This window comes from Mucilaginibacter sp. OK283 (assembly GCF_900110415.1).
Taxonomy (GTDB): Bacteria; Bacteroidota; Bacteroidia; order Sphingobacteriales; family Sphingobacteriaceae; genus Mucilaginibacter.
The window spans coordinates 297841-319523 of record NZ_FODR01000008.1; the positions used below are offsets into that span (position 1 = coordinate 297841).

At 42.5% G+C, this 21683-nt stretch carries 18 protein-coding genes; 12 read left to right on the forward strand and 6 right to left on the reverse strand.

The window, feature by feature from the left end; genetic code table 11:
- The first annotated feature begins 179 nt into the window (after positions 1–179).
- The 5 genes from dnaE (at position 180) to BMX56_RS19335 (ending at position 5875) form a co-directional block, all read left to right on the forward strand.
- Entirely contained in the window at positions 180–3764 is a 3585-nt protein-coding gene (gene dnaE, locus BMX56_RS19315) for a DNA polymerase III subunit alpha (protein WP_090651313.1), read from the forward strand.
- A 58-nt stretch (positions 3765–3822) separates the two neighbouring features.
- Entirely contained in the window at positions 3823–4059 is a 237-nt protein-coding gene (locus BMX56_RS19320; protein ID WP_090651314.1) for an addiction module protein, read from the forward strand.
- A complete protein-coding gene (locus BMX56_RS19325) occupies positions 4059–4358 on the forward strand; it encodes a type II toxin-antitoxin system RelE/ParE family toxin (RefSeq protein WP_177183864.1) in 300 nt (99 codons plus the stop codon). The genes BMX56_RS19320 and BMX56_RS19325 overlap by 1 nt, the downstream gene beginning before the upstream one ends.
- A gap of 168 nt (positions 4359–4526) precedes the next feature.
- A complete protein-coding gene (gene trxA, locus BMX56_RS19330) occupies positions 4527–4847 on the forward strand; it encodes a thioredoxin (RefSeq protein ID WP_090651316.1) in 321 nt (106 codons plus the stop codon).
- Between the two features lie 107 nt (positions 4848–4954).
- Positions 4955–5875 (forward strand): DUF58 domain-containing protein, encoded by a 921-nt coding sequence (locus BMX56_RS19335; RefSeq protein WP_090651375.1) that lies wholly within the window; start codon positions 4955–4957, stop codon positions 5873–5875.
- Position 5876: 1 nt separating this feature from the next.
- On the opposite strand, the gene BMX56_RS19340 is transcribed toward BMX56_RS19335, so the two are convergent.
- Together BMX56_RS19340 and BMX56_RS19345 are read right to left on the reverse strand one after the other, a co-directional pair.
- Positions 5877–7208: a sensor histidine kinase gene (locus tag BMX56_RS19340; RefSeq protein ID WP_090651317.1), complete on the reverse strand. Its 1332-nt coding sequence runs from the start codon at positions 7206–7208 to the stop codon at positions 5877–5879.
- Between the two features lie 11 nt (positions 7209–7219).
- On the reverse strand, positions 7220–7897 hold the full coding sequence (locus tag BMX56_RS19345; protein WP_090651318.1) for a response regulator transcription factor: 678 nt from the start codon (positions 7895–7897) through the stop codon (positions 7220–7222).
- Between the two features lie 183 nt (positions 7898–8080).
- Between BMX56_RS19345 and BMX56_RS19350 the strand changes: the two genes are divergently transcribed.
- Together BMX56_RS19350 and BMX56_RS19355 are read left to right on the forward strand one after the other, a co-directional pair.
- Positions 8081–9550 (forward strand): glycoside hydrolase family 130 protein, encoded by a 1470-nt coding sequence (locus tag BMX56_RS19350; RefSeq protein ID WP_090651319.1) that lies wholly within the window; start codon positions 8081–8083, stop codon positions 9548–9550.
- Positions 9551–9611: 61 nt separating this feature from the next.
- A complete protein-coding gene (locus tag BMX56_RS19355; RefSeq protein ID WP_090651320.1) occupies positions 9612–10472 on the forward strand; it encodes an alpha-1,2-fucosyltransferase in 861 nt (286 codons plus the stop codon).
- 9 nt (positions 10473–10481) lie between these two features.
- Here BMX56_RS19355 and BMX56_RS19360 read toward each other — a convergent pair whose 3' ends face one another.
- A complete protein-coding gene (locus tag BMX56_RS19360; RefSeq protein WP_090651321.1) occupies positions 10482–11381 on the reverse strand; it encodes a hypothetical protein in 900 nt (299 codons plus the stop codon).
- 407 nt (positions 11382–11788) lie between these two features.
- Between BMX56_RS19360 and BMX56_RS19365 the strand changes: the two genes are divergently transcribed.
- Entirely contained in the window at positions 11789–12190 is a 402-nt protein-coding gene (locus tag BMX56_RS19365; protein WP_090651322.1) for a hypothetical protein, read from the forward strand.
- Positions 12191–12275: 85 nt separating this feature from the next.
- On the opposite strand, the gene BMX56_RS19370 is transcribed toward BMX56_RS19365, so the two are convergent.
- The 3 genes from BMX56_RS19370 to BMX56_RS19380 all read right to left on the reverse strand — a co-directional run bounded on the left by BMX56_RS19370 (position 12276) and on the right by BMX56_RS19380 (position 17045).
- On the reverse strand, positions 12276–13283 hold the full coding sequence (locus BMX56_RS19370) for a glycosyltransferase family 4 protein (protein ID WP_090651323.1): 1008 nt from the start codon (positions 13281–13283) through the stop codon (positions 12276–12278).
- Positions 13284–15560, reverse strand: coding sequence for a glycosyltransferase family 4 protein (locus BMX56_RS19375; protein ID WP_090651324.1), 2277 nt, complete (start codon positions 15558–15560; stop codon positions 13284–13286).
- 294 nt (positions 15561–15854) lie between these two features.
- The gene (locus BMX56_RS19380) at positions 15855–17045 is read right to left on the reverse strand and encodes an aspartate aminotransferase family protein (protein WP_090651325.1); all 1191 of its coding nucleotides are present in this window, start codon (positions 17043–17045) and stop codon (positions 15855–15857) included.
- A 398-nt stretch (positions 17046–17443) separates the two neighbouring features.
- On the opposite strand from BMX56_RS19380, the gene BMX56_RS19385 reads away from it, so the two are divergent.
- The 4 genes from BMX56_RS19385 to cysD all read left to right on the forward strand — a co-directional run bounded on the left by BMX56_RS19385 (position 17444) and on the right by cysD (position 21673).
- Positions 17444–18850 (forward strand): CCA tRNA nucleotidyltransferase, encoded by a 1407-nt coding sequence (locus tag BMX56_RS19385; protein WP_090651326.1) that lies wholly within the window; start codon positions 17444–17446, stop codon positions 18848–18850.
- Positions 18851–18899: 49 nt separating this feature from the next.
- On the forward strand, positions 18900–19553 hold the full coding sequence (locus BMX56_RS19390) for an IS1096 element passenger TnpR family protein (protein ID WP_090651327.1): 654 nt from the start codon (positions 18900–18902) through the stop codon (positions 19551–19553).
- Between the two features lie 152 nt (positions 19554–19705).
- Positions 19706–20626, forward strand: coding sequence for a tRNA (adenosine(37)-N6)-dimethylallyltransferase MiaA (miaA, locus tag BMX56_RS19395; RefSeq protein ID WP_090651328.1), 921 nt, complete (start codon positions 19706–19708; stop codon positions 20624–20626).
- A gap of 141 nt (positions 20627–20767) precedes the next feature.
- Positions 20768–21673 (forward strand): sulfate adenylyltransferase subunit CysD, encoded by a 906-nt coding sequence (gene cysD, locus BMX56_RS19400; protein ID WP_090651329.1) that lies wholly within the window; start codon positions 20768–20770, stop codon positions 21671–21673.
- Positions 21674–21683: the final 10 nt, after the last annotated feature.

The following is a 21683-nucleotide window of genomic DNA, read 5'->3' on the forward strand; positions in this document are numbered from 1 at the left end:
TAAAGTCAGCCCGGCCCCCTCTAAATCTCCCCCGGTAGGGGAGACTTTAATAAAATGCGTTAGAAGCCCTCCCTTCCGGGGAGGGTTGGGAGGGGCTTTTGTTTTTTCAACACTCAACCCTGCGAACTTGTTTTTTAATAACTTTGTATTTCTACAGATTTTGTTGAAACGGATTTACTATGCCAGATTTTTCTCACTTACACGTTCATACCCAGTTCTCGTTACTTGATGGTGCCGCCGACATCTCTAAACTGTACAAAAAGGCCGCAGCTGACGGGATGAAAGCCCTGGCCATTACCGATCATGGAAACATGTTTGGTGTATTTAAATTTGTGGCCGAGGCAGGTAAACACAATGTAAAACCCATTGTGGGCTGCGAATTTTACGTGGTTGATGACAGGCATAAGAAAACTTTTACCAAGGAAAAAAAAGACATCCGCCGCCACCAGCTGATGCTGGCCAAAAATCCCGAAGGTTATAAAAACCTGGTCAAACTGTGTTCATACGGCTACATGGAAGGCCTTTACAGCAAGTGGCCCCGTATTGATAAAGAACTGATTTTAAAACATCATAAAGGCATTATCGCCACCACCTGTTGTATTGGCGCATCGGTGCCCCAGGCTATATTAAGGGATACCCCCGAAGCCGCAGAAACCGAGTTTAAATGGTGGCTTGATTTGTTTGGCGAAGATTATTACATCGAACTGCAGCGCCATGATATTCCCGACCAAAACACCGTAAATAAAGTACTGCTGGAGTACGCGAAAAAATATAATGTAAAGGTAATTTGCTCCAACGATTCGCATTATGTAGATCAGCAAGACTCCAATGCGCATGATATTTTGCTTTGTGTGAACACCGGCGATATGCAAAGCACGCCAATTGCTACCGATGAGGAAGGCGGCCGTGGCTATCGGTTTGGTTTCCCTAACGACCAGTTTTATTTTAAAACCCAGCAGGAAATGAGCCACCTGTTTAAAGACCTGCCCGAATCATTGGATAACACCAACGAGATTGTGGACAAGGTGGAAGTTTTAAAGCTTAAACGGGATATCCTGTTACCCAATTACGTAATACCCGAAGAGTTTAAAATTCACAATACCGGTGATGCCGATACACTGAACCAGTGGGAATACCTGAAGCACCTTACCTTTATGGGTGCCAAGGAACGTTATATTGATATATCGCCCGAAACTGAAGAGCGCATTAACTTTGAGTTGTTCACCATCAGAACGATGGGTTTTGCCGGCTACTTTTTAATTGTGGCCGACTTTATAAAAGCGGGCCGGGATATGGGTGTATTCATAGGTCCGGGCCGTGGTTCGGCAGCGGGATCGGTGGTAGCCTATTGTACCGGGATCACCAACATCGACCCGATGAAGTACAACCTCCTGTTCGAGAGGTTCCTGAATCCCGACCGTAAATCGATGCCCGATATTGATACGGACTTTGACGATGCAGGCCGCCAAAAGGTTATTGATTACGTGGTAGATAAGTATGGCAAAAACCAGGTAGCACAGATCATCACTTACGGCTCGATGGCTGCCCGTACCAGTATCCAGGATGTGGGGCGTGTATTGGATATGCCGCTATCCGAAATGAACTTAATTAAAAAGCTGGTACCCGATACACTGGGCATTACCCTAAAAGATGCTATTGAACAGGTACCCGAGCTTAAAGAGATATTAAATGGCAACGATTTGCGCAGCCAGGTACTGCGCGAAGCTGCCAAGCTGGAAGGTTCGGTACGTAATACCGGCGTACACGCGGCGGGCATCATCATTGCCCCATATGACTTGACTGATATTGTTCCGGTAGCCGTTGCCAAAGACTCCGACCTGTTGGTTACCCAGTATGATGGCCGTGTAATTGAAGATGCAGGTGTAATTAAGATGGACTTTTTGGGCCTTAAAACCCTTACCATTATTAAAGATGCGCTCCGGATGATCAAACAAAATCATGGTGTACACATCGATATTGATTACATCCCGCTTGATGATTTGCAAACTTATGAGCTTTACCAGCGTGGCGATACCAATGGTACTTTCCAGTTTGAAAGTGATGGTATGCAAATGTACCTGCGCGAGCTTAAGCCCGATAAGTTTGAGGATTTAATTGCCATGAACGCCCTGTACCGGCCAGGCCCGATTGAGTACATCCCCAACTTTATTTCCCGTAAACACGGCCGCGAACCTATCGTGTTCGATTTGCCCGACATGGAGGAATACCTGGGCGAAACCTATGGTATTACCGTATACCAGGAGCAGGTGATGCTTTTATCGCAAAAGCTGGCCGGCTTTAGCAAGGGTGATGCCGACGTTTTGCGTAAGGCCATGGGTAAAAAGCAAATTGAGGTACTCAACAAAATGGAGGCCCAGTTTATGGATGGCGCTATGGCCAAAGGTCACCCCAAAGATAAGCTGACCAAAATATGGACCGATTGGAAGGCCTTTGCGCAGTACGCGTTCAATAAATCGCACTCCACCTGTTATGCTTTCGTAGCCTATCAAACAGCTTATTTAAAAGCGCATTATCCGTCCGAGTACATGGCAGCGGTTTTAAACAACCAAAACAACATGGAAAAGATCACCTTTTTTATGGAGGAGTGCCGGCGGATGGGTGTAGAGGTTTTAGGCCCGGATATTAATGAGTCGGACATGGCGTTTGCTGTGAACAAAAAAGGCCAGGTACGCTTTGGATTAACCGGCGTTAAAGGTGTGGGCGATAAAGCGGTTGAAAGTATTATTGAGGAACGGGTTGCCAACGGACCTTACGTATCTGTTTATGACTTTGCCCGCCGGTCGAACACCCGTAGCGTAAACCGAAAATCATACGAAAACCTGGTTTACGGCGGCGCCTTTGACGAGTTTGGCTATAACCGCGCCCAGTTTTTTGCAAAAACAGATGTTGGTGTATTAACTGGTATTGAACGCCTTACCAAATACGCCAATGATTACCAGAATGTGCAAAGCAGCTCACAATCATCGCTATTTGGTGGCTCGGTAGCATCATATGTACCTGAACCGGCCATGCCCGAGGCTGAAGAATGGCCATTGATAGAGAAGCTGAAATACGAAAAAACGGTGATCGGAATTTACCTCACCGGCCACCCGCTGGATAACTATAAGGTAGAACTTGACCGCTTTTGCAACAGCACCATCAGCGATTTGAAACTGATGCAAAAAGCACGCTCGGGCGAAGGTGGCGAAGAGATAATGGGTGCTTTTAACGAGTTACGTAAACGTGGCGAAATCCGGATAGGCGGGCTGGTAAGCAGTGTTCAGCATAAAATAACCAAAACCGGTAAACCCTTTGGCACCTTCGTGTTGGAGGACTACAATGAATCGTACGAGTTTGCCTTGTTTGGCGATGATTATGTGAAATTCCGCAACATGATGATGGATGGTTATTTTTTACATATCAAAGGCACCATCGAAGAAAAATTCCGCCAAAAGGACAACTGGGATCTGCGCATCCTGGTGATGGATTTACTGTCCGAAATGCGCGATAAGCTCACCAAATCATTAACAGTTTGTATAGATGTGAGCATGCTCAGCAGTAAATTACTTGACGATATACAACACATCATCGACGAGAATAACCAAAAATACCCGGTAAAAAACTGCAAACTACGCTTCAAGATCAATAACCGCGAAGAGGCCATGCATGTGGAGCTATCATCCAAAAATTTTAAAGTAAACCCAAGCGATGATTTGATTGAGGGGATATTTAACATTACGAATACGCAGCCTTTGTTGGGGTAAGGGCTCTTGTAATATTTGAATTAATAAGTTAAATTTGATTGACAACATAATCGTTATTATGGAAACGGAAGTAATCAGAGAAAGACTACAGGAGTACATTCGCTTCGCTGAAGATAAAAAAGTGAGGGCAATATATACTATGGTGGAAAGTGAGATTAAGATGGATATTGATCTGTGGGAAGACGAAGACTTTTTGAACGAGATAAATGCTCGTGTAGATGATTATGAAAGCGGAAAGGTACAGGGTATATCTTGGGAAGAAGTTAAGAAGCGGGCGAGAAATCATCGATCATAGTGGAATACGATATTGAATATTTGCCTAAAGCGCAAGTTGAATATCTTGAAGCCTATTTGTGGTACGAAGAGCAATTGGCCGGATTGGGAAGTCGTTTTGAGACGGCTGTAGAAAGAAAATTAAACCGCATTAGTAAATATCCACTGTTATATCCCAATAAAAACAAAAACTTACGTGAGGCTACAATAGATGATTTTCCTTTTTTAATTATTTACAAGGTTTACCCTCAAAACAATGTGATATTTATTTATGCTATTTTTCACACAAGCAGGCGGCCGGGAAAAAAATACGGAGCATAATCAGTTGCCAATAACTATTTTGATTTGATCTCTTGTTAAAAACTTACAGTCACGCCAGCGTTAAGTGGATAACTTATATCAATATAATTGTCACATTGTCAGGTGTGGTTTGTGGCAAGCTATTTGAATAGTATATATTTGTACAACAAAATTTAAAAAATAGAAATCATGGCTTTAGAAATAACTGATGCAAACTTTGACGAACTTGTCCTGAAATCAGACAAACCCGTACTTATTGACTTTTGGGCTGAATGGTGCGGTCCGTGTAGGATGGTTGGTCCGGTAGTTGAAGATATTGCAAAAGAATACGAAGGCAGGGCTGTTGTTGGTAAAGTTGATGTCGACAACAACCCAGGTATATCTGTAAAATTCGGTATCCGTAATATCCCTGCTTTATTGTTCTTTAAAAATGGCGAAATAGTGGATAAACAAATTGGTGCAGTTCCAAAATCAGTATTAACTGATAAATTAGCTAAGCAATTAGCTTAATCCGTACAGGCATAAATTAAGTTTATTAATAACTTAATCCACCATATTTTACTTTAAAAAGCGTTGCTAATGTTGGCAACGCTTTTTTTATGCCCTATATTAGCCCTATGCCCAAATTAAACGACGATCAGCAAATACTGCAGTTAGCCAACCTTGAACTGTTGGCCCGGCAGGTAGTTGAAGGTTTTATAACCGGCCTGCATCAAAGCCCTTTCCATGGCTTTTCGGTTGAGTTTGCCGAGCATCGCTTATACAACAACGGCGAATCGGTAAAAAACATCGATTGGAAATTGCTGGCCCGTACCGATAAGCTGTTTGTAAAACAATTTGAGGAAGAAACCAACCTGCGCTGCTACCTGCTGCTGGATACGTCGTCGTCCATGAACTTCCCCGAAAAAGGGACCAGCAAGCTGCAGTTTTCTATCTATGCCATTGCATCATTAATGCATTTGTTTAAAAAACAAAGAGATGCGTTTGGGCTCTGCCTTTTTTCAGACAAGGTAGATTGGCTGAGTTCGGCAAAATCAACTACAACACACCTGTTTCATTTATACGCCGAACTGGAGAAGGCTTATAATAACCCCAAAGCCAATACAGTTACCAACATAACACAGGTATTGCACCATGTTGCCAACGAGATTCATCAGCGATCCATGGTCATTATTTTTAGCGATATGCTGGAAAATAGCCTTAACCCCGATAAGGTGCAAGCCTTGTTCGCGGCGGTTCAGCACCTGAAGTTCAGCAAACACGAAGTAATTATTTTTAACGTTAGCGATAAGCAAAAAGAAGTAGACTTTAACTTTGATAACCGCCCACATCATTTTATCGATATAGAAAGCGGTGCCGAAGTAAAGGTGCACCCCAGCAAAGTACGGGATGCCTACAAAGCAACCTTAACCGAATATCGCCACCAACTTGAGCTTAAATGCGCCCAATACCACATTGATCTGGTTGACGTTGACATTAATGAAAGCTATCATAACGTGCTAAAAACTTACCTTGCTAAGCGAAATAAAATGATATAAGTTATTGAACCTGTATAGGTGTATTAAATATCAACATTACCGATGTGCCCTCGCCCTTTACAGAGTTTATTTTTATTTTAATACCATGAAAGGTAGTAATACTTTTAACTATAGCCAGGCCTAAGCCATAACTCTCTTTTTCATCGGTATCCAGCTTTTCAAAACGGTTAAAGGCGCTTTCTATTTGCTTTTTTTCCATCCCGGCGCCAGTATCGGCAATGATAATTGTATAAATACCATCTTTAAGTTCATCAGAAATGGTAATGCTACCTCCCGGATTGTTATATTTTATTGAATTATTAATAATGTTAAACAATAACGTATGCATAAGCGGCCGGTTGCCCTGTATGGTATAAATGTATTTGAGATTATTGGTAAACTTCAACTCCTTTTCTTCAATACGATCTTCCAGTTCCTCCCGTATTTCCATAACTATGGCCGCAATCATTACCATATCCGCTTTATCATACTGGTTGTTTTCAACTTTCGATATTAGTAACAAACTATTGATGATAGACTTAAGTCTGTTAAGCGTTTTTAACGAGGCATGCATTTTATTTTCGCTGCCCTCGCTTAATTCCTCATGCAATAAAATATTCTCCAGCCTTGAACTGATAATGGATATCGGCGTAAGCAATTCATGCGATACATTGGCAATAAATTGTTTTTCGAGGATGAAAAGGTTCGAGATCTTTTTCATAAGCGAACTGATACTGTCATCCAGCAATTCAAAATCCTGCGTAGTGGTCTTTATTTTTCCATAATCAAAATTCATCGGGTCGTTCACCTTAATCAATTTCCGGTCGATGATCTGGTAAAAAGGCGCCAGCAGGAATTTGGTGAACACAAGGTCGCTTAACAGGGTTAAAACCAATGCTATAATCAACACCACAATGGTGAATTTTTTAATGATGGATTTTAATTCCTCAACCGATTCAATGGCCACCCCAACCTCCAGCATGTAAGTATGGTTTTTAAGATTAAAACGGTGCGATAACACCCGGTAATCCTGCATATTGCGGTCTATTTCGCGTCGCTCGGTGGTAAATCCGCCGTTGGGGGCCAATACGGGTTCATATTTCACAGGCTTAATAGAGATAAACTCCTCCTTAAGAATGTTATAATCGGTATAAATTTTTTGAGTGCTCAGATATCCGCTGATTTCTTTGGATGACAGGCTTCTTAATATTTCCCGCTTATCATTCTGCAGCCGCAATTCAATATGGTTATAAGAGATCTTCTCGATAGATAACAGGATGAACAACCCTGTAAACAGGATGATAGCTACCTTGGTTAAAGTATTATACAGGGCCAGTTTTACCTGCAGTTTCATTGACGGTTTGTTTAAATATTCACGCGGTAACCTATACTCCGTACCGTCTCAAACCAATCAATAGAGATGTATTGCGACAGCTTTTTGCGCAGGTTTTTTACGTGTACATCAACAAAATTCGAGTCGCTGTTTATTTCAAGTACATCGCCCCAAACATGTTCGGTAAGATTGGTACGGGATATCACCCTGTTTTTATTGAGCACTAAATAATTCAAAATCTCAAATTCCTTTTTGGTGAGGTTTATACGTTCATCGTTAAACATTACCGTGCGGTTTTGAATATTTATTTTAAGGCCTTTTATATTAATGTCGTTACTCTCCAGCCTATGTTTTCGTCGGGTAATGGCGTGCATCCGGGCCAGCAACTCGTTTAATGAGAACGGTTTGGCCAGGTAATCGTCTGCGCCTTGCTCCAGGCCCGATACCCTGTCGTCAACCGCTCCACGGGCGGTTAGGATAATAACAGCATCATCGCGCTTGTCAAGCCCTTTCAGCATTTTTAACAGGTCGAAACCGTCGCCATCGGGCAGTCCGAGATCAAGCAGGATAAAATCGTAATTATTAACAAAGATCTTTTCTTCGGCCGATTTTTTAGTGCGGGCGTGCTCAACAGTGAACCCTTCGTGACTTAAAAATTCGTCAACCTCAAGGGCTAAGCCCTTTTCGTCTTCAACAATCAAAACATTCATAAGTGTGCAAGTTACGAGATTTTAGAGTCAAGAGCCAAGAATCAGGAATCAAGACAAAAAATTTACATTCAGGCCTATCAATGAAAATTTGTTTTAATTCTTAACCCTTGATTCTCTTTTTGAAAAATAGCTAAATCAATTTCTGCTTAATGGTGTTACCAAATAAATACTACTATTGTATATATGAGACTTTCCATCGAACGAAAACCAATAAGAGTTAACCCCGATCCTAAACGCGTTATTGCCAGATTTTTTTTCAATGGGAACGATCGTGCAAAAGAAGTAATTGAACGCGTTATGCAAATAAGCGAAGAGGTAGCCTTCGGCATTGTGTCGCCGCTATTGCAGGAATACTCCAAACGGCACCGTAATATAACCAGGGTTTTAAACCGGCACTGCAGCAAATTAAAGCCGCTTTTTTTAGAGTTAAATATCGATTACGATACATTAACTATTAACCGCAAGCTGCTTATAGGCTCCTATTTTACCCATGAGTATTCTATTGAATCGGCTGCTTTTTTCAATCCGTCTATCGTGGAAGATCCCGACCAAACCGAGTTGGAAGATGGGCAACGCAGGGTAATTATTAGTTTCAGGGCCGTAGGCGAAGGGCATATCTCATCCATTACCTTTCGCAGAGGGATGATAGATAAATATAACAACATCACCATTTTACCTGCCGGCAGTTATATTGACGAAGCCGAAATTGTAAGGAACGCGGTATACAATAAAAAGCTGTTTTTTGATAAAGCCGCCGTCACGCAGATCAATATTGATATTTTACACGAACTGGAATCCAAGCTGGATCACCATTTTGAATACGCCAACCTCCGCCGCATCATTATCGATTCGCAAAAATTGCAGGAAAGCGATATGAAGAAACTGGAGTACGACAAAGTACTGTGGCTGGCCGACTCGTACTACGAAATAGTTTTTTCGCTGGATACAGATATCTCCGACAGGGTGATATTCCCAATATCGGAGTATGAGCGCAAAGGTATTGAGGATGCCCGTTTTGTACAGTTCAGAAACGACGACGATACTTCGGTTTATTATGCAACTTATACGGCATATGACGGGGCGCTTATTATGCCAAAACTGTTACAAACTACCGATTTTTATAATTTTAAAATAATGCCGTTATATGGTGCGGGGGCCCAAAATAAAAACCTGGCATTGTTTCCGCGTAAGGTGAATGGCAAGTTTGTAATGATTTCGCGTATTGATGGTTGTAATAACTATATCATGTACGCCGATAAGATTAATATTTGGGAAAAACCAATTATGCTGCAGCAACCCCGCTTTAGCTGGGAGTTTGTACAGATAGGCAACTGCGGATCGCCGATTGAAACCAAAGATGGCTGGCTGATGATAACCCACGGTGTAGGCCCTATGCGCCGCTATGTACTGGGTGCAAGCTTATTAAAACTGGATGACCCTGCCATCGAAATTGGCCGCCTGCGCGAGCCCTTGCTTATCCCCAACAGCGATGAACGCGAAGGCTATGTACCCAATGTACTATATTCATGCGGGGCGATAATTCATAATGAAAAACTGATAATACCTTATGGTGTGTCCGATTCATCAACCGCCTTTGCAGAGGTTGGCCTGCAGGAGTTACTGGATAAATTGAAGAACGATCAAAGCGAATAACGCCGCTTTTGTTATCAGCTTAAATAATATTAATTTAACCACTTAAATAAAGCGTCATCAGGTGGTTATTATTAAACGGATAAATGGCCAGCTGGCCAACAGGCTGCACTTTCTGTCATACTTTATAGCCAACAGTAAGGCTTATAGTTATCCATTGCTTGTAACATGTTTCCCGGAGTATTACAGTTGGTTTAGCCCTGCCGGCGATGACGTGCTTAGGGTTACGTTTACAAGGCCCGGAATAAAGCAAAAAGCCATAAACAAAATTTTAAATAAGCTTCATACGCTCGCTTCAAAATTCAGGATTAAACTGCCGGGCATCATCTTTCACTCAATTGCCGAAAACGATCTGAAGCTTTCGCAATACGATATCAACAGTCCCGAATTTGTTAAATTGGCACAGCACCAGGTTGTGATACCCGAAGGCTGGGTTTACCGCGATTACGTTAATTTTAAAAAATACCTGCCGCAAATTAAAAATCTATTTTCGCCCAAACAGGAATTCAGGGATGCAATACAACAGGAAGTTAACCGTGCACGAAACATGGGCGATATCCTCATTGGTGTACACATCAGGCGTGGCGATTATATTGATTTTAATGGTGGCAAATGGTTTTATAGCAACGAGGTATATATTAACAAAATGGGCCAGGCAGAGCAACTTTTTGCAGGCAAACAATGCGTGTTTATCATATGCTCGCAGGAAAAGCTGGACGCTAATGAGTTTAGCGGTTTCAAAACCGTAATTGCCCAACGGCCTGCAATTGTCGACTTGTATTTACTTGCCGAATGTGACTATATTTTTGGCCCGCCAAGCACATTTACAGGCTGGGCATCGTTATACAACACCGTGCCTGCTTACTACATAGAGTTGGCCAACGAAAAGATAACGATCAATTCTTTTAAGGAGTTTTTTGATTAGCAATAAACGCTATCGCCAACTGGTGCTGATTTTTTTAAGAGTAAACTTTTCAAAAATCCTGACAGCAATTTCTTTGTGATCACCCTTTTCTGATTTACGTACGTAATTAGTTAAATTCAAGAGCTTTAGCTGCGATGTATTATTGTTACCGCTGATGTTCAGGCTGGCATACATCGTTTTTAAAACTATGGTATCCGCATCTTTTACCCGTTCATAATCAATAAGCATGGCCAACGTATCTCTTTTGTTTTTGATCAACGACGAACTGTAATAGAAAATATTGCTCCTGCTGTCAAAATCAACCCTTGCAGTATCTTTGTAAAGCGCGCCGTAACTGTGTTTATTATTGTCCTGAACGTATTTATTAAAATCATGAACGTAATCAAGTTGCAGGGCATTAATCCTGGAAACCAGTTCACGCTTAGAAAAATTGAAGGTGTATACTTTATTGATATTATTAAACCTGGTATAAGCACCCGGAGGCATGGTTGTAGCAATAAAAGATATCAAACAACCCACCACCAGCATATTTAAAATTACCGGTTTGAAGTGATATTCTGCCTGCTTGTTAAACTGATAAAAAGACACAGGCAAAATGAGCAGTGCTATATAATCGGTATAATCAATTGTGCGGTGAATTGGCACGCCGGCACCATTTAATGCATTGATAACAGGCTGCATTAAAGGCGATTTCCAAACTATAAAAAACAGTAATGTAAAAAAGTAAACCAGCTTTATTTTCCGCGGAAATAAAGCACTCAACAAAAATGGCAACGCAAACAAGCCGGCAAAATCAGAAAGTTTGCCGGTTAAATCGTTATGAAACGTTTGTTTAAAGTACCAATCGTTTACAATTAGCAACAAAACCGCGGCTATAAATACCGGGTTACCTAATTTATGCTTTGCCATTGCTGCAGGTTAATTAACAGCAAGTTATGAAAATAATTAATTCAGGTGTCCGCCAAACTTATTAAGTTTTTGAAACTTCCTAAGTTTCTCTGCACTACCGCCAGGGCATTTTTATAAAATGTTTATTGAAGCTGTATAAACTGCCCCATAAATCTGCTTGTTCGTCATTTTATTGGCCTCCAATAAACGACAAACCGTCCTAAATAATAAGCGAATTATTTGGCGCTCCATTCCTGTTTCTCTGTGGTTCATATGCAAAAAGAGCCGTTGCGAATTAATACAACAGGTTATTAAAAAGATTTGAAAAAAAAGGAGTCTGGCATGTCCATTGAATATAAATAATTTAGTATATTTAATTGGTATAATGAACGTTACAAATTATTATATGATAAAAAACTTATAAAGCCATGGATCATTTCAGAGAAATAAAAAACAGCTTAACCTGGCACAATGAGGGCAAATTTGAAGTTGAGCTGATTAATGGTATTATTACCAAACTTAATTTTTGTGAGCCGGGCAAAGGCCCCGAAGATGTAGGCAAAAGCCTTACATCAACCAACTACAAATATTTGCAGTCGGTTTATTCGTGCCTTGGCGATTTGTTTAATTTTATTGAGGAAGAAAACAAAAGGTTAGGCTATAGCTATGCCCGCGCAAACGAGGTTTTACCACCACAGCAGGAAGAAGTTACTGAGAACACTTACCCGCTGCTTGGCGAAACCAAAATAAGGCCGCTAAGTGATTATGCCAATCAGCCGGAACCAGGCAATTCTTCCCAGGAAAACGAATTGATAAGGGATGCCGGCTGATAGCTTCGGGCAAGAAGCTGATGCCTTTTCGGTGTTGTGTGGTGCTTAAAGTACCGCATAGGCTTCTTTATGTGATTACTCTCAGTTATATATCCAGTATCTTCTTATATAGTTTTAAATAGTCTTCAACCATTTTATCCCCCGAAAATTGCGAAGCCGCCCAGTTACAGCAATCAATTCTGTTAATTTCGGCTAACCTGCCCACAGCCTCAACAGCCTCATCAACACTATCTACCAAAAATCCGGTTTGGGCATCTTTAATCAATTCCGGCATCGATCCCTTGTTAAAGGCTATTACAGGCGTTCCGCAAAGCATGGCTTCGGCTACGCTCATACCAAAAGGTTCATTAAACCTGATGGGGTGTAGCAAGGCAATAGCGTTGCCTAACAATTTTTTCCGCTCATCGGGTCCGGCATGGCCAATATATTTTATTTGATCTGATAAAAAAGGTTCAACTCGTTCACGGTAGTAATTCCCATCCTGGATAATACCTGCAATTAACAGCTTCCGTTTACTTTTTTGGGCTATATCAATGGCTTCGGCAGTGCCTTTATCGGGATGGATGCGGCCAAAGTACAAAAGGTAATCTTCCGGCTGTTTATAAAACTCAAAATCTCGGGTATCCAAACCGTTGTAAACAGTAGCCAGGTAATCCAGCTGGGGGCTGCGATCTGAATTACTGATGGATACATAATACCCCCTGTCGTTATATTTTTTATAAACCGGGATAATCTTCTGCGACGAAAAACCATGTATAGTGGTGATAACAGGCGTTTTAATGAGCCCGGAATAAGTGAGCGGCAAAAAATCGAAATTATTATGAATAATATCAAACTCAGCTGCTTTCTCCATCAGGTTGCTAATGTGCAAACATTCCAGCACTTTGGCATCCTGGCTTCGGTCTTCTTCGTATCCTGTATCACAAATTGCATCCAGTTTACCGGTAGTTGTCGAATCGCCGGTAGCAAAGAGCGTTACCTCAATACCCAGTTGTACCAGGCCTTCGGCAATGTTAGATGCAATTTGTTCCCAGGGACCGTAATGCCGGGGTGGTGTACGCCAGGCTACGGGGGCTAAAACAGCTACCTTCATTTAGCAAATTTCCAGTTTCTGACCGTATTTATTGTACTCGTATTCCAGCTCAAAAGCCTTCAATACCGTCAAATGCGAAATCAGGTAAGCCAGCGTACTTTCGGCGCCCTGGTTGCGGTTAATGCCGCCAGGCAACAAGCCATCGCAACAACCCTTGGTTTCGTGGTCGTAAAGCGGGGCACGCAGGGTATTTTCGCCCAGGAACCATTTGTAGCACAGAAACATTTTCTCCACATATTGTGGCACCCTGAAAATGTGGTAAGCCTGAAAATGCATCAGTACCATGGCCATGGTTTCGATAGCCTGCTGATCGAACGTTGGGAAAGTGCCGCCACGGTGATACCAGCCATCGTTGCCCACAGGGCTTAAATAACCATTTGATAAAGTCAGCTTATCTAAAAACGCCATCGAAGCCAGGGCAATCCGTTTGGCATCCTCGTTCCCGGTTATTTCGCAGGAATGTAATAAGGCCAGCGGAAGTATCGCGTTGTCATAAGTCATCTTATCTTCAAACCATTGCCAATCATCCGATTGTGTATTTTCATAGGCATTTATTAAGGGCTGTGTTAAATCATTTAAAATCCTGATCATGCCGTCATCAGTAGGTACGGCCTGCAGGTAAAGGCTAATACCTATAATTGTATTCGCTATACCCCTTAGATGTTTTAAAGCAGCAAAATGGGGTACCGATTTATGAAAAATCTCTAAGGCAAACTCCCTGTATGAGTTACTGGCAGCGCACCCAATCAAATGCCCTAACGACCAGATGGTGCGACCAAATGAATCCTCAGAACCAACCTCATCCAGGTAACGCCTGTCAAAACTCAAAAAGTTACGGAAGTTACCGTCATCCGTTTGCATATAATGTATATAACTGAGGTAAATGGGCAGCAGTTCAAAGGCCTCCTTGCTTCCGCTGCGCTGGTAAGCCATCAGGGCCATGATAAGCGCGCGGGCGTTATCATCCAGGCAGTAACCCTCTTTTAAATTAGGAATGCCATATTTGGCGTGTTGAACAATCCCCGTATCGTCAGTTAGCCGCAAAACATGTGTCAGGCTGAACTTTGGTAGTACTTCAGGGTCAACAATGCTGTTTTTTAATATCTTATCACTAAAATCAAACCGTAAAATAGCCTCCTTGGCAGCTTTTATAAATTCGCCCCCAACTACCGGCCATCGCAGGTGCAGGCCGTATTGGTAGGCATTTTCTTTCAATTCCTTTAAAACCCTGTCCTGGTCAAGCAGTTCAATTACCGTATCGGCAAGGGCATCAGAATTTTTAAAGTCGAACAGTCTGCCGCGGCCATCTGCCAACAATTCAGTAGCATGCCAGTAAGGTGTTGAAACAACTGCGGCACCCGCGCCAACGGCATAAGATAAGGTACCACTGGTAATTTGAGCCTCGTTAAGGTAGGGGGTTACGTAAATATCGCAGGCCGTAAGGTAATCCACCAGCTCCTGTTCAGATACAAATTTATTGATGAACGATAGGTTTTTAGATACCCCCAGTTGCGCTGCCAGCGATTTCAGGTGATCGCGGTACTCCTCTCCCGAATTTTTTATAACGCCCGGGTGAGTGTTACCTAATACAACATACATTACATCGGGGTGTTTTTCAACAATTTTGGGCAAAGCTCTTACTACGGTTTCCAATCCCTTATTACGGCTGATCAGTCCGAAAGTAAGCATCACCTGGTGATTTTTAAACGAGCTTAACGTTTTTACGGAATTTTCTTCAGAAGCTTCAACATCAGGTACACCGTGCTCTATAATCTGGATCTTATCAGCAGGAATTTCATAAATAGTGGTTAAAAATTCCACCGCACGCTGGCTCATCACGATAATCTTTGATGATTGTTCTGCAATTTCGCGGATGATAATGCGCTGCACGTAGCTGGGGTCTTTTAATATAGTGTGTAATATTGATATCAGTGGTTTTTCCAGCCTGTTTATCAATGGCAATATGTAAATACCGCTCTCGCCACCATAAATACCAAATTCATGTTCCATAATACAAACATCAGCGGCACTGGTGTTAATGTAATTGGCCGCGCGGATATAGTCCTTTTGATGGTTTTGGCGAATAACATATTTTACTTCATCCGGGTATTCGTACTCATGCAGGTCTTCAGAGTCATTAAGCGCTACTACAAAACCACCTTGCAATAATGATTTGCGTTCAGGATAATTAGCACTGATAGCGCACATTAAATTGTAATTGAATGTGGCTAAGCCGCACTCGCGGGGCGGGTAAGTTGATATATAAGCGATTTTCATAATTCGATAGAAATATTAAAACCCGTAGTTGTATAAGTAAACAGCAATATGGAGGCACTTGTTTAGTCAAACGACCACAAAAAAGTGCATTTGTATGCAAATTCTTCTGATTAAAGGCCACTAAGACACTTTCTACTACGGTTATGTGATAGTTGCATAAACCATACCAGTTTAACTAAAAATAAATATTATGAGATATTATTTAATACAGATACCGTAAAAGTTACATAACAGCACCTGCAAACCTGGTTATTAAGATAATTTCGGACGCTATCTCTGCAAAATTTTGTCAAATTATAGGGTGTAGTATCCTATTGCTTCGATGATCACCGCGCAGGCCTGCTCTATCTCCTGGGGTTGGATAATGAGCGGCGGCGCAAGCCGCATGGAGTTGCTGCAATGTAAAAACCAATCGGTTATTACACCGTTTTCAATACAGCGGTCTATTATTCTCTTGTTCAGGTCGAAATTTTCCAGTTCAACGGCCAGCATCAAGCCTTTACCGCGCACCGCTTTAATAGCCGGGTGTACCAGTAGTTGCCGGAACAAAGCCTCTTTTTGGGCTACGCCAGGTATAAGGTTGTCATTAATCAATACCTCCAATGCTGCTAAGCCCGCCGCGCAGCATACCGGGTGGCCCCCAAACGTGGTTATGTGGCCAAGTATAGGGTTATCCTTTAACGCACCCATAATTTGGGTTGATGCTATAAATGCCCCTATCGGCATACCACCGCCCAGCGCCTTGGCCAGCAACAAAATATCGGGTGCTATACCAAAGTGCTCAAAAGCAAACAACTTCCCGGTACGGCCAAATGCCGCCTGAATTTCATCCAAAATTAATAACGCACCCGTTTCATCACACCGCTTACGCAAAGCTTGCATATAGGCGATGTCAGGTACCCGCACTCCGGCCTCGCCCTGCACGGTTTCTATGATAACGCATGCGGTTTGGTCGGTTATCAATTGCAGGTCATCGGTGTTGTTAAAGTTGATGAACCCTACCCCGGGTAGTAACGGGCGATAGGCTTGCTTAAACTCCTCGTTGCCCATTACGCTTAAAGCGCCATGGGTACTGCCATGGTACGAGTTGTGGCAGGCGATGATCTGTTGCCTGCCGCTAAATCGTTTAGCTAACTTCAACGCGCCCTCCACCGCCTCGGTACCCGAATTGGTAAAATAAACCGATTGCAAATTATCTGGCAACAACGATGCAAGTTTCTGTGCAAACATTACCTGCGGTGTTTGCACAAATTCGCCGTAAACCATCAGGTGCATGTATTTATCAACCTGCTGTTTAATAGCCTCTTTTACATAAGGGTTACCATGCCCAAGGCTGCTTACGCCAATGCCCGATATCAGGTCAATAAACCCCCTGCCTGATGCATCGTACATATAAATACCCTCGGCGCGCTCAAACTCCAGCAATAAAGGAAAGTTGGTAGTTTGCGCGTTATTAGCCAAAAAAAGCTGACGGAGAGTAGGCATGGGAAAGTTGTATGTTATGAGTTATAAGTTGTATGTATGGCAACAGCGCAAAGATAATGTTAATGCCGCAAAATGATCATTTTTCAAAAATCAGGAATTATGTGTTTTCAAATTGCGATGAGGCTAAACAGGCACAAATATTTTGATGCGCCTGAATTACACTATACATCAGTTTTCATGTTAACCATGCAAAAATACAAAACACTGATTACAAGATAGATACAAAATAAACATCTGAAATATGTTAAGTTATGTTAACCCACTTTAGGTGCGTTTGCCGTGCAGCTTTTAACGTTTAAAATTTAGAGTTTAGATTTTAGCATTACCTTTGTGTTTACTTAACGGCCATCTAAACAAAACACTGTCATTGCGATGGCCGATAAGAATTTTATTACACTATGAAAGATCACCTGCGGCATCCTGTATTTTCTGTTATTTCAAAACTTGCTGCGCAGCATAATGTTCAGGTGTATGCTATTGGCGGCTTTGTGCGCGATATTTTTTTAGATCGCCCGTCAAAAGATATTGATATTGTAATTATAGGTAACGGAATTGAATTTGCCGAGGCCGTAGGCGCCAAGCTGAAGGTGAAAGTTGCTGTTTATAAAAATTTTGGCACTGCATCGCTCAAATACCAGGACCTGGAGGTTGAGTTTGTGGGCGCCCGCAGAGAATCGTACCGCCGCGACTCGCGCAAGCCTATTGTTGAAAACGGTACGCTGGAAGACGATCAAAAACGCCGCGACCTTACCATTAACGCGTTGGCCATATCCCTTAACCCGGAAACTTTTGGCCAACTGCTTGACCCATTTGGCGGCATTACCGATTTGCAAAAAAAATTGATCCGCACACCACTGAACCCGGTTGAAACTTTCTCTGACGACCCCCTGCGCATGATGCGTGCCATCAGGTTTGCATCGCAGCTTAATTTCAGGATAGACGACGAGGCCGTTACCGCCATAAAAAACAATGTAGATAGGATTGGCATTATATCGCAGGAGCGTATAACCGATGAGCTGAATAAGATCATACTATCGAAAGTGCCTTCCATTGGTTTCAATTATTTGTTTGATACCGGCTTGCTGCATAAAATATTCCCGCTGATGGCCGGCCTTTACGGCGTTGATTATATTGACGGCAAAGGCCACAAGGATAATTTTTACCATACCCTGCAGGTACTGGATAACATTTGCGAAACCACCAACGATCTTTGGCTGCGCTGGGCGGCTATTTTGCACGATATTGCCAAGCCCGCCACCAAGCGCTTTGAACCCGGCCACGGCTGGACATTTCACGGTCATGAAGACCGCGGCGCGCGTATGGTGCCTAAAATATTTGCCCAGTTAAAGCTGCCGCTTAACGAAAAAATGAAGCAGGTGCAAAAACTGGTACAGCTGCATTTAAGGCCCATAGTTTTGTCACAATCTATCGTGACAGATTCGGCAGTGCGGCGCTTGCTTTTCGAGGCCGGGGATGACATTGAGGGCCTCATGTTGTTGTGTAAAGCAGACATTACCACAAAAAACGAATACAAGGTTAAAAAATACCGTAACAATTTTGAGCTTGTTCAACAAAAATTAAAAGATGTTGAAGAGCGCGACAGTATCAGAAACTGGCAACCGCCGGTTACCGGGCTGGATATTATGGAGCTTTTTGGCATAAAAGAAGGCCGCGAGGTAGGAATAATCAAAAACCAGATCCGCGAAGCTATACTGGAAGGCGAAATCCCGAACGAACGGGAGGCTGCCATCAACTACACAATTGCCAAAGGTTTAGAAATTGGCTTAAAAGTTGTGGCAAGCTGAAATTGAATTAAAACACTATTTTTGTCCCCATTAAAAATTTACTAACAAAATGGCACTATACAGGTTCAGGGTTACTTTCGAAGATTATGATGATGTGATGCGTGAAATTGATGTAAAATCGAATCAAACATTCGAAGATTTACACCGCGCAATACACCAGTCAACCGGTTATAATCCCGAATTCCCATCGTCTTTTTATATCAGTAACGATCAATGGATGAAAGGCGAAGAAATTACCTATTTGCCAAATCAAAAAAGAAAAGATCGTGGTATTTCGCTCATGACCAATGTAAAGCTCCTGAGCTTTATTGACGATCCGCATCAAAAATTTTATTACACGTTCAACTTCGATCGCCCTTTTGATTTTCATGTCGAACTAATGAAAATCATTCTCGACGAAACACCGGGCACTACATACCCCGCAGTTATAAAATCAGTAGGCGAAGCGCCAAAGCAATTTGGCAATGTATTTACGCCGGCTGCAACAGCTGCTGCTCCTGATGAAGATTTTGACTTTTTAAATGAAATGGCCTATAACCCGGAAGATGCCGAAGATTTTTCGGAAGTAACCGACATTGACGCCGACCTTCCCGAAGAAAAAGCAGCAGAGGATGAAGAAGACGATGAATTTGGCAACGAATTTGCCGATGATGAAGGCTTCGACGAAGATGACAAACCACATCATGGTGGTGATGATTATTAATTGCTTCGCAGATCATGGTTTATTGATCATGGTTAATGGTAATAACAAACAATAGGGTTCATGGTTGATGGTTCATAGTTCATGGCCAGATCTATAAAACGGAAATGTTTTTTAACCATGATCAATGAACCATGAACTATGATCAATGAACTATGAACTTCCCAAAAACCAAAACCCTAATTGTAATTGCCGGCCCTACAGCGGTTGGTAAAACGGCGGCAGCTATTGAGGTGGCAAAACGTTTCAATACGGTGGTGGTATCGGCCGATTCAAGGCAGTTTTTCAGGGAAATGAGTATTGGTACGGCCAAACCCGACGCCAATGAACTGGCCCAGGTAAAACACTATTTTATCGATTCCCATTCTATAACCGAGCCATTTTCGGTGGGTGATTTTGAGAGGGAATGCCTGATGTTACTCGACGACCTTTTTAAAAAGCACGACTATGTCGTTTTGGCAGGTGGCTCTGGCCTGTACATCAAAGCTATTTGTGAAGGCTTTGATGATTTGCCAACGGCCGATCCGGCTATCCGCGAACAATTAAATCTTGAGCTGGAAGAAAAAGGACTAAGTTATTTGCAAGAGAAGTTAAAACAGGCCGATCCGGTTTACTATAACCAGGTTGACCTGGGCAACCCGCAACGCATCATCAGGGCGCTGGAAGTTTTTGAAAGCACCGGCAATCCCATTTCGTCTTATCGCCAGGCAACGGTTAACAAGCGCCCGTTCCACATCATCAAGCTGGCCCTTAACATGCCGCGAGAAGTGTTATATCGCCGCATTAATCACCGGGTTGATATAATGATGCAGCACGGCTTGTTAGCAGAGGCGACTTCATTACTCCCCTACCGCCATTTAAACGCCTTGAATACGGTAGGCTACGCTGAGATTTTTGATTATATGGACGGTGCCACAACACTTGATAAAGCAGTTGAAATGATTAAGCAAAATACCAGGCGATTTGCCAAAAGACAACTTACCTGGTTTCGTAAGGATCAACAGTTTATTTGGTTTGATGCCGGAGCACCAAACCTGACCAAAAAAATGGTTGAGGCGGTGGAAAATGTCTCTTAAAATCCAATCGCCTGCCCCTCCATTATATAGCTTGGTCAAAATCCATTTAATACCCTCAACATTAGTATAAATTTGCTAATATTGCAGTTTAAATGCTAAGTACTACTATTTAGGTGGATTTAGCGGGTTTTTTAAATTAGCATGCACAAATATTATCTTACCCATCTGCAGGAATTGGAATCTGAAGCCATTTACGTGATACGCGAAGTGGTTGCCCAGTTTGATCGCCCTGCAATACTGTTTTCGGGCGGTAAAGACTCCATTGTTGTTACTCACCTGGCCCAAAAGGCTTTTTGGCCTGCCAAAATACCAATGCCACTTATCCACATTGATACCGGGCATAATTTCCCCGAGACTATGGAGTTCAGGGACCAACTGGTTGAAAAACTTGGTGTACAACTGATTGTAGGATCGGTACAGGAAGCCATAAACAAAGGCCGCGCAGTTGAAGAAAGCGGTATTAACGCCAGCCGGAACGAATTGCAAATCGTATCGTTATTAGATACCATTGAGCATCATAAAATTGATGCGGCTATTGGCGGCGCACGCCGCGATGAGGAAAAAGCTCGTTCAAAAGAACGCTTCTTTTCGCATCGCGATGAGTTTGGCCAGTGGGACCCTAAAAATCAACGGCCCGAACTGTGGAATATTTTTAACGGCCGTAAACGCATGGGCGAACATTTCAGGGTATTTCCGATTAGTAACTGGACGGAAATGGATATATGGAATTACATTCTGCAGGAAAACATTGCTATCCCGTCGCTGTACTTTGCACATAACCGTAACGCCGTTTACCGCGACGGTACCTGGCTGCCTGCATCGGAGTTTTTATCATTACGCGATGGCGAATTTGTAGAAAACAAGCTAATGCGTTTCCGTACCCTGGGCGATATTACCATTACCGGCGGTATTGAATCGGACGCAGATACGCTGGAGAAAATTGTTGCCGAGGTATCGGCCACGCGCAGCACTGAACGCGGTAACCGCAGCGACGACAAACGCTCGGATACATCAATGGAAGACAGGAAAAAACAAGGTTATTTTTAAATTGAATTAA

Excerpts from the sequence above, each read along its gene's own strand:
- dnaE (WP_090651313.1), top strand. The coding sequence starts at position 180 with ATGCCAGATTTTTCTCACTTACACGTTCATACCCAGTTCTCGTTACTT.
- BMX56_RS19320 (WP_090651314.1), top strand. The coding sequence starts at position 3,823 with ATGGAAACGGAAGTAATCAGAGAAAGACTACAGGAGTACATTCGCTTC.
- trxA (WP_090651316.1), top strand. The coding sequence starts at position 4,527 with ATGGCTTTAGAAATAACTGATGCAAACTTTGACGAACTTGTCCTGAAA.
- BMX56_RS19335 (WP_090651375.1), top strand. The coding sequence starts at position 4,955 with ATGCCCAAATTAAACGACGATCAGCAAATACTGCAGTTAGCCAACCTT.
- BMX56_RS19340 (WP_090651317.1), bottom strand. The coding sequence starts at position 7,208 with ATGAAACTGCAGGTAAAACTGGCCCTGTATAATACTTTAACCAAGGTA.
- BMX56_RS19345 (WP_090651318.1), bottom strand. The coding sequence starts at position 7,897 with ATGAATGTTTTGATTGTTGAAGACGAAAAGGGCTTAGCCCTTGAGGTT.
- BMX56_RS19350 (WP_090651319.1), top strand. The coding sequence starts at position 8,081 with ATGAGACTTTCCATCGAACGAAAACCAATAAGAGTTAACCCCGATCCT.
- BMX56_RS19360 (WP_090651321.1), bottom strand. The coding sequence starts at position 11,381 with ATGGCAAAGCATAAATTAGGTAACCCGGTATTTATAGCCGCGGTTTTG.
- BMX56_RS19365 (WP_090651322.1), top strand. The coding sequence starts at position 11,789 with ATGGATCATTTCAGAGAAATAAAAAACAGCTTAACCTGGCACAATGAG.
- BMX56_RS19370 (WP_090651323.1), bottom strand. The coding sequence starts at position 13,283 with ATGAAGGTAGCTGTTTTAGCCCCCGTAGCCTGGCGTACACCACCCCGG.
- BMX56_RS19375 (WP_090651324.1), bottom strand. The coding sequence starts at position 15,560 with ATGAAAATCGCTTATATATCAACTTACCCGCCCCGCGAGTGCGGCTTA.
- BMX56_RS19380 (WP_090651325.1), bottom strand. The coding sequence starts at position 17,045 with ATGCCTACTCTCCGTCAGCTTTTTTTGGCTAATAACGCGCAAACTACC.
- BMX56_RS19385 (WP_090651326.1), top strand. The coding sequence starts at position 17,444 with ATGAAAGATCACCTGCGGCATCCTGTATTTTCTGTTATTTCAAAACTT.
- BMX56_RS19390 (WP_090651327.1), top strand. The coding sequence starts at position 18,900 with ATGGCACTATACAGGTTCAGGGTTACTTTCGAAGATTATGATGATGTG.
- miaA (WP_090651328.1), top strand. The coding sequence starts at position 19,706 with ATGAACTTCCCAAAAACCAAAACCCTAATTGTAATTGCCGGCCCTACA.
- cysD (WP_090651329.1), top strand. The coding sequence starts at position 20,768 with ATGCACAAATATTATCTTACCCATCTGCAGGAATTGGAATCTGAAGCC.